This is a genomic window from Caldisphaera lagunensis DSM 15908, assembly GCF_000317795.1.
In the GTDB taxonomy this organism is placed as follows: domain Archaea; phylum Thermoproteota; class Thermoprotei_A; order Sulfolobales; family Acidilobaceae; genus Caldisphaera; species Caldisphaera lagunensis.
This window is the reverse complement of record NC_019791.1, coordinates 1,252,841-1,265,350: the sequence shown is the minus strand read 5'-3', so window position 1 is coordinate 1,265,350 and position 12,510 is coordinate 1,252,841. Positions and strand designations below refer to the sequence as shown.

Here is a 12,510-nt window from a genome sequence, read left to right as displayed (position 1 = left end):
AAATGAAAATAATTGAGCCTGATGAAGATCAAATAAGAATTATTAGATCAATTTTATCATATCAATTTGATGAAAGGGTAGCTGAGGCTTTTATAAAATTACCTTTAAAAATATCAATGAGGTTAGGTAAAATAAGGTATGTTTATCTTAATGGAAACAGAATAATGACATTAAGACCAACAGATTTTGGATTTACTTTAAGTATCGAGGCTGGGAAAATAATTTTAGAAAATTCTGATTATCCAAAATATAGAGTTGTTGTTAGGGATGATGTAGAATATATGGGGGATGTAATGGGAATAGATGTTATAGATTCGGATCAATCAATAAAACCAGGAGATGAGGTGGTCATAATAAGTAATAAAGGAGAAATAATAGGTATAGGAAAGGCTAAGGTGCCCGGATTCATGATGAAATCTATGGGTAAGGGTGAGGTTGTGAGATTTAGGAAGGTGTTAAGAAATGAGAAGAAAAGTTGAAATAATTTTAAATGTAAATGAAGAAATATTTAAAGATAATGTAATAATAACTGGTTTCCCAGGTTTTGGGAGAGTAGGTTATACTGCTCCAAAATACTTATCTCTTGCTTTGCAAATGAAAAAAGTTGGATATATTATGACTGAAAGGATGCCCTCAGTTATTTTGGTAGAGGATGATGGAGTAGGCTTACCGTTTGAAATATATCAAAATAATAATGTAACAGTTTTAATGAATAGGGCAATTCCAGAAATAATTGATCAAAACGCGTTTAGTAAGTCCATTTCTGATTGGATTAAAAATATGGGATTTAAATATGTAGTATTGATAGGGGGACTTAGCAGAGAATTTATGAGCGAAAATGAGACTTATTGGTATAGATGGATTAGCAATACATATTATAATGGGCCTAAACTAGAAGCCCCGATGATGGAAAAAGGCTTAGGTGTTGTAGGACCTCTAGCTCTTCTCTATATTTATTTGGAAAGATTAAAAATACCAACAGTAATGGTTTTACCTTATTCTATAATTGAAGGAGTGGACTATGATGCAGCATTCGTTGGAGTAAAGGCAATACTTAAGAATTTATTAAATATGGAAACGGCAGTGCCAGAACTTGAGCAACTTGCAACTAAACAAAGAGAAGAAATAGATAAAATAGTTAAGATGATTCAGGCAGAGTCACAAAAAGTGGGAACATCAAACATTTATATGTGAGGTCATTGTTAACCGGGGGGTTAACAATGATATCTAATTATAATTTTTGTTATAATTAAATAATTTAAACAAGTAGATGATTTTAATTAAACAACATTTTCATAAATAGAATTATATAAGATAGCATAATTCTTACTTTCTGCATTAATGGTTGCTTTCATTATGTTAAAAGAGGTTATGAATTGGGAAATGCTAAAAGATTTTTATTAAAACTATAATTATAGCAAATAGTAATTAACGTTATGAATTCTTTAAGACTTTTCTATTATGTGAACTTAATTACAAGGAATTCTTATGGAATTAATTAAGCAAACAATGATATTTTTAAAAAAAATTTAGATTATTAAGATTTAAGGGGTTCTAATATCAATATTTCATTATTGCATGATGGGTAAGCTATTGCCTTATCTTTAATAATGGCAGATAATTCATACGGATCCCTTAAGAAAATTTTTGAGATATTAAAAGACTTTTCTGGATTATTTATGCAACAAAATACTATACCTGAACTTTTTGCTTTAAATTTAGGCATAATATCTTTATCAACAATTTCATCTAATTCAATTATTATATTATTCTTATTAGATAAATTTTTAATAGAATTTAGAATTTCATCATTTATTAACAAATCCTTATTAATTTTTATTAACAAATCCTTATCTTCATTTAGATTATTTAAATAATTAATAATGTTATATAGGTTTTCATTGCTTAAATCAACACAATTTTCTTTATCACATTTAGGTTTTTCTCCAATTCCAATCTCTATATAATCTTTTAAATTCAATAAATCACGGCTATTGTAAATCCATAGAACAAATGGTTTTTCTAATTTTAATTTTATCTTATCTTCCTCAGCGCATACGAGATCCTTGTTTCCTAAAGATGTTAAAAGTAATTTCCCTCTTAACTCAATACCTTCACAATCATTAATATAAACAGGTTTATTTATTATATAAGAACTTGTTATAAAAAATCCAATGGGGCCTAAAGAAGATGAAATACCTAATAAAATAGATCTTAAGAATTTTTGTTCACTAGATGAAATAAAGGAGCTTAATAATGAAAATATAAAATATGATAAAAGAAACCTATAATTAAAATCTACAGTCCCATTTAATATCAATATTAATGATAATGAAAAAGCAGTTATAGCTAAGGGTATTGGATTTTCTGGTTTATTCAAAATAATTTTTTTCTTAGATTTTATAAAGAAATAAACAATGAAAGATACAAAGATTCCAAAAATAATATAAATTAATAATAAATAATCCATAAATGTATTTGAAAGAAATAAAAATGGTATAATGGATATGGCAATTCCTGGTAAATAATTTTTGTTATATATTGTAGAAATTGCAGAAAAAATAGAAACTATTATTGGTAAAACAGTTAAATATAATATAAAGCTGATTCCATAAATTGTAAGGTTAAATGATGTTAAATACCTTAATATGAATATAAATAAAATTAATATCACAATGTTAATTATTATGTCGTATTTTTTGCATATCGTTTCTTACACCATATTTTTAAAAGAAAAAGTTTGCTTAAAAATTTCTAATTAAATATATTCCCAAACTCTTTTACCCTTATAATTATACACTATAGATTTCATGGCTGTAACTTGTCCAATACTATATCCTATACCTTCTCTACCAATACCAGAATCCTTTCTTCCTCCAAAGGGATAATAGTTAATTCCATGTTTTGGCATATCATTAATATATATCGCTCCTACTTCAAGAAGTCTAATCAATTTTCTAATGGTATTAACATCATTACCAAATATTGATGCATCTAGGCCATACCTTCTTCCATTTGCCAATTCTATTGCTTGGTTTAAATCATCAAACTTTGTTATTATTGCTATTGATGAAAATATTTCTTCTTTATATGCAATGAGATCCTTAACCTTATCTTGGTCACACTCAATTAATGCAGGTGTTATAAAAGTTTCATTAATCCTTTTTCCTCCAAATATTATTTTACATCCTTTCTTTTCAGCATCTTTTACTGCTTCTTCCCACTCATCAGCACTAGACTTATCTATTAATGGTCCCATAGAAACACTTTTATCTCTTGGATCTCCTACCTTAACTTTTGATAATTCATTTAATAATTTGTTTTTAAGTTCATCATATATTTTATTTTCTGCTAAAATTAATTTAATCGAATCACATCTTTGTCCGCTATAGCTGGTTATTGCTAATGAAATCCTTTCTGAAGCTAAATTTATATCAGCATCGCTTAATACTATAGCAGGATCTCCTCCCCCTAATTCCATTATAAACTGTTTAATTCCAGCTTCTTTCATAACTTCTATACCAGTTTTTGTGCTACCAGTTAAGTTAATTATGCTTATTTTACTATTAGATACTACTTTAGACATAGACCTTCCAGGTATAGTAATTAAGGCAATGCTCTCTTTAGGAAATCCTGCATCTAAGGCTGCTTTTACTAAAAATAGAGAAGGTATTGGATCAGAGCTCGGCGGCTTTAAAATTAATGCATTCCCTGGTAACATCGTGTAGGTTATTTTGTTTGCTGAATCAAATAAAGGATAATTGAATGGAATAATTATTAAAGAAATTCCATAGGGTTCTCTTCTAATTAATGCCTCTGTTTCAAGTGCTTCAGAGCTCCAATCTCCAGGTATTAGGTCTCCAATAATTTCTCTCAAATCTAAAGGTGCTTTTTTAAGTCTTTCTATAGTTGCAGAAACCTCTCCTTTTGCTGAATTATAAGTTTTACCAGCATTTATAATGAGGGAATCAATTATAGCATCTTGATGCTTTTCAATTAAATCAGCCATTCTTTCAATTATCTTAAGCCTTTGATCTCCAGGCATATCCCTTATTTTCCATCTACCAACTTTGTAAATGTTGTCAATAGCATTTTCAACCTCAGTTTCGCTTGGTCTTGAGATATATGCTATTGTATTGTTATCAATGGGGGAAACTATTTTTGCCTTATCATAACTACTTTTCCATTCTCCATTTACAAAATATTTGAAAACAGGGATCCCATCTTCAATGTTATACAAATCCTTAAAATAAGGGTCATCTAAATTAAGCTTAGTCTTTTCATTAATCAATCTCATCACCATATTAATAATTGTTTTAGATAGTATTAAGTCTGAGTATATCTATAAGAAATATATTTTTACATTAGCATAAATCAACTACATCGGGATTTCTTATCTTAAATCTTTCATTAGAATTTGCTTTACCTCTTTCATGATATGATAATGCTTCCCAATAACCATCTATGTATTTATCACTTATATATAATGAGCTTAAATATTTCGCTCCCTTCCAACCAAACAATTCTGGAGAATAAATTCTAGCAGGAAATCCTGATTCTGGACTTAATTTCTTGTTATCCATTTCTATAACAACAAACGTATTTTCTAGCAATTCTTTATCCATAGGTATTGTTGAAGAATATCCAGTTAGACTTTTTGCTAATATCCATTTAGATTCGCTTTTTATTCCAGAAAGTTTTAATAATTCCCAAACGCTTATCCCTTTCCATTTTCTCCCTTTAACGCTCCAACCAGTAACACAATGAAAATCTTTTTCTCCAATATCTTTTGAAATTTCTTCCAATTCATTATAGCTTAATTCTATTTCTTTTGGTACATTTCCTTTAATGCTTAGTTTGTAATTGTTTATATCAATGCTTGGAATGTAATTTTCTGCAATATAAATTACGAATTTAGGTATTTCCTTTTGTCCAACTGGAATTTCTGATGAGCAGGACTTATCTAAAAATATTGGTTCAAGCTTTTCTCCAAATTCTAATGTTTTCCCTTTAATTAAATTGCCTGCGATATTTTCATTAAATTTATTTAAAACTGAAGAAAAAATAACGCCGCTGCTGTTTAAAAAATATCCATTCTTTTCGACAATTCTTAATATTCCATCTAACGCATTTATCTTAAATTTGTGCAAATTGAAGCTTCTACCAATAAGTTCTCTTTCTATGTAATCTCCCAATTCAAAGCTATAATCAAAAAGTTCATTTAATGTTTTTATTGTATTTAAAGCAACATTTTTTATATCATTAAATCCTTTTATTTTTATTGATCCTCCACATTCAAAAACTATTGGTATATCTAAAGCCTCTAGCTCTTTATTATAATATGCTTTGCAGCCTTGTATTTCCATTTATCTCCCTATAATTTATAAGGGATGCATATTTTTTAATTTTAACATATATTATCGCGTAACCCTCTCTTTTTAATTTTAAAATATAATAGAGGGGAACATGATAATAGACAAGGTACCAAGGTATTTAAGACCATTAATAGGTTTAATAGGAATTTTAATTATTTTGATGGAAATACATTTTAACATTTATAAATACATTTTTTACATAATATACATTTTACCATTAATTGGTATTCCAATAATTCTAAGATTAAGCAAAATTAAAAAGGCAAATAACTTAAAGGGGAGCTATGATGTAATAGAGATAGAGTTTAATGGCAGTAAAGAAGAGAAGGAAGAAATGAGCAAGGCTATATCAAATATTGTTAAGGATAGGTCAAAGGATAACAATGTAAAATATGGTTCTTTTTCAATATCCTCTGGAGGATATACTAGGTCATTCATAGCAATAGGTTCTAAAGAAAAGAATTATGTAGAAATTGAAAGGGAAGTATTGAAAACGTTAATTTCTACTACGCTAAAAAACGTTAAAATAAAGGATCCAAATGAACAAGAAAAAGAAAATATAATAAAAGCAATAGAATCGATAAGCCCAATAGGAAAAGGCGAAATATTTTTAATTCCTACAGATAAAGGCATATCATTAAACGAAGGGATTTATTTAGGGAAAACATTTGATGGGGCTTATGTAAAAGATGTATATCTTAGTAAAAAAGATTTAGAATCTCATATAGCTATCTTTGGCTCTACTGGCTCTGGGAAATCAACAACTGCTGCAACAATTGCATATAGGGCATCCAGCTATTATGATGTTTTAATATTAGATTGGACAGGAGAGTTTTCTGATATTATAAAAGAATCTAATGTAATATTACCAAAAGATTTTAATATAGATCCATTTAAATTAGAGGAATTTAATAAAAGAATTGATATTTTAATAGATTCATTAAGTAATGGTTTGGGTTTAACTCAGCCCCAACAATATCTTTTGATGAAGGTTATACAAGAAGAAAAACCAAAGTCTATAAGCGATTTGATAGATAAGATAGAGAAATATGGAGAAGAAGCTAGATGGGATAGAGATGTTAAGAGGGGTTTATTAAGAAAAGTAGAAAATTTAAGGAATATTGTTAAGAATGAAAATAATAAAAAATTAGAATTAAAAAATGGCATAAATATTTTAAGGCTTAGCGATATTGATGGACTAAATTCAAGAAAATCATATGCCTTGTTATTTTTAGCTATGGTATACCTTAATAGGAAAAGAGAAGATAAAAATCTTTTAATAGTTATAGATGAGGTTCAAAATTACTTTGATATAGAAGGAAGCTCATTAATTGAGCAGATGATGGCTCAATCAAGAAAATACGGTTTAAGCCTAATTGTATCAACTCAATCCCCTGCATTAATACCTAATAGCTTATTGCTTAATGCAAATACTAAAATAATACATGCATTAAGAAGTGCCAGAGATAAAGAAATAATTTATTTGTCTATGAATTTAAATCATGAATTAAATAATCAGCTAGATAAGTTAGAAGTTGGTGAGGCTTTAATACAATCCCCCTCAATCACTGATCCTATCATTATTAAAGTTGACATCATCAACAAGGGAAGAGATAAAATCAATAAGAGTTTCATTGAGAAGCCAGTTTATTCTAATTCCAAAGTCAAGAGTATTAATTTTATTAAAGACGATATCTAGTAAATTATTTGGGTTTTCATTACTTGTATCAATTTCAATAACGATGTCTTTATAATCATAGATATCTTCAGCTATTGTATTAAATGCTTCTGCTAAAACATTTTCTTTAACCTTCTTTTCATCCCATCCTTTTTTATTAAGCCTATCCATTAAAATTTTTGGATTTGTTCTAAGCAAAATTAAAAACAATGTATTTAAATAAAACCTGTCATCATCTAAAAAAACATCTGGATAATGGGTAACAAGAATTGTTAATCCCTTCCCTTTTTCTTTTAATATTTCTTCTTTTAGTTCATCTTCTTTAATTACATAAGTATCTCTACCAGTTTCATCTGGAATAACTAAATTTTTCTTTACTGCAAAATCTGAAACCTCTATATAATTACAATTCAATTCTTCAGATATTAGTTTTGCTAAAGTGCTCTTACCAGTTCCTGGGGTACCTGAAATAAATATGAATCCTTCTTCATTCATTTTTTTCAGCCCAAAGCCTTGATATCTCATCTTGGGGAGGTGAATTTATTATATTTATTTTATCTCCCTTTTTTACAAAAACTTTTGGATTATCGCTTGGATTTAATACTCTTCCTATAATAGAATATTTAACGTTTAAGTTTTTCAAAACATTTTCTGCCTCATCTCTTTTGTTTATTGGTATTGAGGCTAAAATGGAACCACTGCTTATTAACTTTAAATAATCTATATTCATTTTTTCAGATATAATTTTTGTTTCCTCCTCAACGAACACCTTTTCTTCATATATTTCTATATCATGATTTGAAGAATATGCTATCTCATATATCCCTCCTAATAACCCCCCTTCTGTTGGATCATGCATGCTATTAACAAGCTTTCTATCTGAAAGTTCTAATGCCTCTTTCATTATGCTTATCCTTTTTACAAAATCAGCTGCACTTTCTATTATATTTAAAGGAACCCCTGCCTTTATTGCCTTTTCTCTGAAATCTGTTGCAATTATAGAGCTCCCTTCTAGACCTGCAGGTTTTATTTGAAATATTAAATCCCCTTCTTTTGCATTCCTTGTTGGTACATAACAGTCCCTACAAGAGCAGCCAATTGCTGTTCCAATAATAATAGGGGAAACTAGGCCTGGAGTAGATTCTGTATGTCCTCCAACTATTTCAACATTTAGATTTTTTGCTTCTTTAACAGCGCTCTCCATAATGCTGTTTAATGAAGAATACAAAGACTTTTCTGGCATTAAAATATCTAAAATAAGCCATCTAGGCCTAACTCCTGTTACAGCTAAATCATTTGTAACTATATCAACCGCTAAAGATCCTGCATAATATCTAGCTTCTGTTATAGGATCTGAATGAATTGCTAATATGCATGAGCCTAAATCTATTAAAGCTGCATCCTCTCCAATTTCAGAGCCAATTATTGTTGAGGCCTTTTTAAATGAGTTTGCATTATCTAATACAATTTCTTTTAATATTTCTGAAGGTAATTTACCGATCCATTTAGACAAAATTAAACCCCTAGTATTGTTCTCTTGCTATTTTTGCAGCTTTAACCATATTTATTAGTTTTTCTTTAGCTATATCCCTAGGTAAGAGCTTTAATCCGCAATCAGGATCTATATAAACTTTTTCTGGACCAATGATATCTAATTTCATTAGCTTATCAATCGCTTCTTTTATTTCATTAACGCTCTCTACTTGCAATGAATGCACATCAACAACCCCATATCCAAGCTCTTTATTATATCCATATTCTTTTAGATATGGCAATAACCTGAAATTGCTGTTTTTGAATTCTAAATCAAATTGATCAACTGGGTAATCCAATATATAAGGCAAAAGCCTCTCAAGCTTACCATAGCAAATATGTACAATCCTTTTTGCATCAATACCTTTAAATATATAATCTAATGCCTCCTTTAATAGATCAGCCTCTTCTTTCCAAGGTCTTGTAGATAAAGCTGGTTCATCAACTTGCACATATTTTGCCCCATTTCTTATTCCTTCTAGGATTTCTTCTCTTATTATTTTAGCAAAATCCATTATGATTTCTCTTCTATCTCCATAGAACAGATCGAAGCTCCATTCAAGCATTGTATAAGGTCCCGTTATAATTAATTTAACGGGTCTACCATTGCTTATTTTGTTTGTATATAACCAATCTGTAATAATCATTTCCTTAATCCTTTCCAATTTCCCAACAATAACAGGTTTTCTGAAGTAAACGTTATCAAATATCCTAACCCAATCTCCTTCGTTATACCCCTTTAGTCTTTGAGCAAAATATACTACCATATCTTCCCTTGATTGTTCTCCATCGCTTATTATATCAATTCCAGCATCTAAGTAATCCTTTACTACTTCATTTATTGAATCCCTTATTTTTTCATGGAATTCTCCTTCGCTTATTTCATTTCTATCCCTTTTCTTTATTATTTCGCTTGCATTACCAAGTTTTGGATAGCTTCCTACTACAGTTGTTGGGAATTTTTTGGGAACTTCATAGCTCATTATTTCTCAACCTCCTTTATAGGATTTATAATTTCAGCATTTAATTCATTTCCCAATTTTTCTAAGCAATACCCAAGCAAATAGGTCTTCCTAATTGCAAAATTATATGGAATTACATCAAACCAAGTTGTTGTTGTTATCCCAATTTCTTCTTTTTCTAAATTTAAAACATTACTTATAATTTCCTTTATTTTATCACAATTATCATCATAAATTCTTCTTGAATCTATCAAACCCAATATTGGTTTTTTATCAGAAAAGCCTTTGCTTTTTATTAATTCTAACCCTCTTGAAGGGGAATCCATTATATCTAGGCTTATGTAATTTACTTTTGTATCAATTATTTTTTCATAAACTTCCTTTTTAGGTATATCAAAATAAATGGATAGGGTTGTTGGTATCTTAACTCTTTTTGCAATATTTGATATAAGTTCTTTAGCTAGTTCAGCATCTTCTTCACTTATTTCATGATCTGATAATATTGGTTCATCTATTTGTATCATACCAGCACCGGCTTTTTCAGCCTTTTCTGCTTCCATGGATAATATTGATGAAATGCTATTCGCTAAGTCTTCTTTAGATAAGTTGCTATGATTTTCCCCCATTAATGTCAAGCTTAAAGGTCCTGGGATAACTGCCTTTAATAATGAAGGATATGCAACCTTTTTATAAAATCTTATCCTTTGAGGCCAAACGAATTTTTCAACATCTGGCTCACCAGTAAATATTGGTATTCTGTAGAAAAAGTTATTGTCAAAATACCTTAATAGACCTGCTATGGAAACATTTCTCCAAGATTCTAAAAAAGGTCTAAATATATCATGAAAATCAAGCATTCCATCAGTAACATATTTTAATCCAGAAGAAACTTGAGCTCCTATAACAGAACTTGAGGAAATTGCTATAAGAATTTCATGATCTAAGTAAATTGAATCTCCCCTTTCTAAATCTCTCATTTCATGTCTAACATCTATTGATCTAGGGTATCCCCCAAGGACTGCCCCCCATAGTTTGACCACATTTTTCACCTATGTTTTCTAAAAAGTAAAAAATAATAAACTTTAAAGGAATTATCCAAACTTTATTAATAAATTATTTTGCAAGTATTTTAAATTCCTATTAAGATAGCTAATATGGTGGAAAAATGCCCAAAATTAAGGGAAACATTTACATAGTAGATGGTCTAAGAACGCCTGTTGGAAGATTTGGAGGAAGCCTAAAAGATATCCATCCAACAGATTTAGCATCATATACATTAAAATCTTTAATAAATAGAGTAGGAATCTCACCAAAGGATTTAGATATGCTTGTTTATGGTCATGTTATTAGAGCAGGAACTGGTATGGATACTGCAAGACAAGTTGCATTGAAAGCAGGTGTTCCTGAATATATAGATTCTATGACTGTAGACATGGTATGTGCAAGCGGTATGAATGCTATAATAACTGCTGCAAATTATATTCAAGCAGGCTCTTATAATTTAATAGCTGCAGGCGGTATGGAATCTATGAGCTATGCCCCATTTATATTAAAGCAAAACATTAGATGGGGGGTAAAGCATTTAATAGGAAATGAAATGAAAGTATTGGATGCAATGGTATATGATGGATTATGGGATGTGTTTCAAAATAAAATAATGGGAGAAGAAGCAGATATGACTGCAAAAGAATATAATGCTGATAGGGATTCGCTAGATAAAATTTCATATGAATCACATATGAGAGCGGCTAAGGCATGGGATTCTGGTTTAATGAAAGATTTCGTTATACCATTTGAACAAAATGGTAAAACACTTTTAGAGCAAGATGAGGGCATAAGGAGGGATACTAGCATAGAAAAATTAAAAATGCTAAAACCAGCATTTAGTGGAGGTTATCATACAGCAGGTAGCAGCAGTCAAATAAGTGATGGTGCTGCTTCCTTATTAATTGCTAGCGAAGATAAGGTTAAAGAATTAGGTTTAAAGCCTTTGGCAAAAATAGTAGGCTTTTCATTTCACGGAGTTGAAACATGGAAGTTTCCAGCAGCACCTGTTGGAGCGATAACTAAGCTCTTAGACTCTATTAAATGGAACATAAATGATGTGGATTATTTCGAAAATAATGAGGCATTTGCAGTAAATAGCTTTATATTACATAAAGAATTGGGGATTCCTTATGAGAAGCTTAATGTGCATGGTGGTGCTATAGCTATAGGTCATCCTTTAGGAATGAGTGGGGCAAGAATAACTTTGGAATTAATTAACGTGCTTAAAAAGCATGGAGGAAAGAGGGGTATCGCATCTATTTGCCATGGATTAGGAGGGGCATCTGCAATAGCAATAGAATTAGTTTAATAAATTAAAATAATTAAAATTTAAAAATATAATAAGAGGAAAGCCTAAGCCGATAAATAGAAAATTTGTTATACTATTCTAAACATGAATTCGTTAAGCTTTTTCAGCATGTAATCTTATTAATGATAAAAAATCCTTAATTTTGTAAAGGATTATAGAATTGTAATTTTATTATCTATAATATTATTCCCACTTAAAATATAACAAATTATTCCATAACATTTAAATATTTTAACCCTTGTTTTTTGATAATATAAAAAGGTAGGGGTAGCCTTATTGAGCGTTGATGATAAAATAGATGATAAAATAGAAGAAGAGAAGAAAATAAACATATTAGATGAATATGGTGTAGTAGGCTACCCCAAAGTATTAATAAGGATTTATGAAGACCAAGAAAAAAGAAGACTTTATAATGTAATTGAGCCTCCTTTAGATGATATTTCTTCAAAGATATACAAAGAATTGGTAGATATGATTTCAAAAGATGTAGATTTATCTAGAAAACTCTCTGAAAAACGTACATTGGAAGAAGGTATCACTATTTTATTAGAAAAAGCAAAAAAATTAGCATCAAAAAGATAATAAAAGGATTTCATTTTAGGAAAG

11 protein-coding genes and 1 pseudogene are annotated in these 12,510 nt (G+C 29.4%); 5 read left to right on the top strand and 7 right to left on the bottom strand.

The annotated features are described in order from the left end of the window. The first annotated feature begins 2 nt into the window (after nt 1–2). Together CALAG_RS06180 and CALAG_RS06175 are read left to right on the top strand one after the other, a co-directional pair. A complete protein-coding gene (locus CALAG_RS06180) occupies nt 3–479 on the top strand; it encodes a PUA domain-containing protein (protein ID WP_015232878.1) in 477 nt (158 codons plus the stop codon). Beyond that, nucleotides 463–1,194, top strand: a complete 732-nt coding sequence (locus CALAG_RS06175) for a proteasome assembly chaperone family protein (RefSeq protein ID WP_015232877.1) — start codon at nt 463–465, stop codon at nt 1,192–1,194. Before CALAG_RS06180 ends, CALAG_RS06175 begins: the two co-directional genes overlap by 17 nt. Before the next feature lie 343 nt (nt 1,195–1,537). Here the strand turns inward: CALAG_RS06175 and CALAG_RS06170 are convergent, their stop codons facing one another. The 3 genes from CALAG_RS06170 to CALAG_RS06160 form a co-directional block, all read right to left on the bottom strand. Next, a complete protein-coding gene (locus CALAG_RS06170; protein WP_015232876.1) occupies nt 1,538–2,674 on the bottom strand; it encodes a hypothetical protein in 1,137 nt (378 codons plus the stop codon). An 84-nt stretch (nt 2,675–2,758) separates the two neighbouring features. Continuing rightward, complete coding sequence (gene gapN / locus CALAG_RS06165) at nt 2,759–4,297, bottom strand: NADP-dependent glyceraldehyde-3-phosphate dehydrogenase (RefSeq protein WP_048816806.1); 1,539 nt, start codon at nt 4,295–4,297, stop codon at nt 2,759–2,761. A 67-nt stretch (nt 4,298–4,364) separates the two neighbouring features. Next, complete coding sequence (locus CALAG_RS06160; RefSeq protein WP_015232874.1) at nt 4,365–5,366, bottom strand: molybdopterin-dependent oxidoreductase; 1,002 nt, start codon at nt 5,364–5,366, stop codon at nt 4,365–4,367. A 100-nt stretch (nt 5,367–5,466) separates the two neighbouring features. On the opposite strand from CALAG_RS06160, the pseudogene CALAG_RS06155 reads away from it, so the two are divergent. Next, a pseudogene (locus CALAG_RS06155) lies at nt 5,467–6,918 on the top strand (ATP-binding protein); the annotation flags it as partial. 18 nt (nt 6,919–6,936) lie between these two features. On the opposite strand, the gene CALAG_RS08050 reads toward CALAG_RS06155, so the two are convergent. Genes CALAG_RS08050 through CALAG_RS06140 form a run of 4 tightly spaced genes read right to left on the bottom strand, consistent with a single transcriptional unit; the run spans nt 6,937 to nt 10,588 of the window. After that, a complete protein-coding gene (locus tag CALAG_RS08050; RefSeq protein WP_015232872.1) occupies nt 6,937–7,548 on the bottom strand; it encodes an adenylate kinase family protein in 612 nt (203 codons plus the stop codon). Further along, a complete protein-coding gene (locus CALAG_RS06150) occupies nt 7,541–8,566 on the bottom strand; it encodes an AIR synthase family protein (protein WP_015232871.1) in 1,026 nt (341 codons plus the stop codon). Before CALAG_RS06150 ends, CALAG_RS08050 begins: the two co-directional genes overlap by 8 nt. A 10-nt stretch (nt 8,567–8,576) precedes the next feature. Beyond that, the gene (locus CALAG_RS06145) at nt 8,577–9,569 is read right to left on the bottom strand and encodes a methionine synthase (protein WP_015232870.1); all 993 of its coding nucleotides are present in this window, start codon (nt 9,567–9,569) and stop codon (nt 8,577–8,579) included. Beyond that, on the bottom strand, nt 9,569–10,588 hold the full coding sequence (locus tag CALAG_RS06140; protein ID WP_015232869.1) for a uroporphyrinogen decarboxylase/cobalamine-independent methonine synthase family protein: 1,020 nt from the start codon (nt 10,586–10,588) through the stop codon (nt 9,569–9,571). The genes CALAG_RS06145 and CALAG_RS06140 overlap by 1 nt, the downstream gene beginning before the upstream one ends. Before the next feature lie 125 nt (nt 10,589–10,713). Between CALAG_RS06140 and CALAG_RS06135 the strand changes: the two genes are divergently transcribed. Together CALAG_RS06135 and CALAG_RS06130 are read left to right on the top strand one after the other, a co-directional pair. Then, nucleotides 10,714–11,904 (top strand): thiolase family protein, encoded by a 1,191-nt coding sequence (locus CALAG_RS06135; protein ID WP_015232868.1) that lies wholly within the window; start codon nt 10,714–10,716, stop codon nt 11,902–11,904. A gap of 276 nt (nt 11,905–12,180) precedes the next feature. Beyond that, entirely contained in the window at nt 12,181–12,486 is a 306-nt protein-coding gene (locus CALAG_RS06130) for a hypothetical protein (RefSeq protein WP_048816805.1), read from the top strand. Nucleotides 12,487–12,510 lie beyond the last annotated feature (24 nt).

Coding starts and splice junctions, on each gene's coding strand:
- CALAG_RS08050 (WP_015232872.1), bottom strand. CDS start 7,548: ATGAATGAAGAAGGATTCATATTTATTTCAGGTACCCCAGGAACTGGT.
- gapN (WP_048816806.1), bottom strand. CDS start 4,297: ATGAGATTGATTAATGAAAAGACTAAGCTTAATTTAGATGACCCTTAT.
- CALAG_RS06135 (WP_015232868.1), top strand. CDS start 10,714: ATGCCCAAAATTAAGGGAAACATTTACATAGTAGATGGTCTAAGAACG.
- CALAG_RS06175 (WP_015232877.1), top strand. CDS start 463: ATGAGAAGAAAAGTTGAAATAATTTTAAATGTAAATGAAGAAATATTT.
- CALAG_RS06160 (WP_015232874.1), bottom strand. CDS start 5,366: ATGGAAATACAAGGCTGCAAAGCATATTATAATAAAGAGCTAGAGGCT.
- CALAG_RS06180 (WP_015232878.1), top strand. CDS start 3: ATGAAAATAATTGAGCCTGATGAAGATCAAATAAGAATTATTAGATCA.
- CALAG_RS06145 (WP_015232870.1), bottom strand. CDS start 9,569: ATGAGCTATGAAGTTCCCAAAAAATTCCCAACAACTGTAGTAGGAAGC.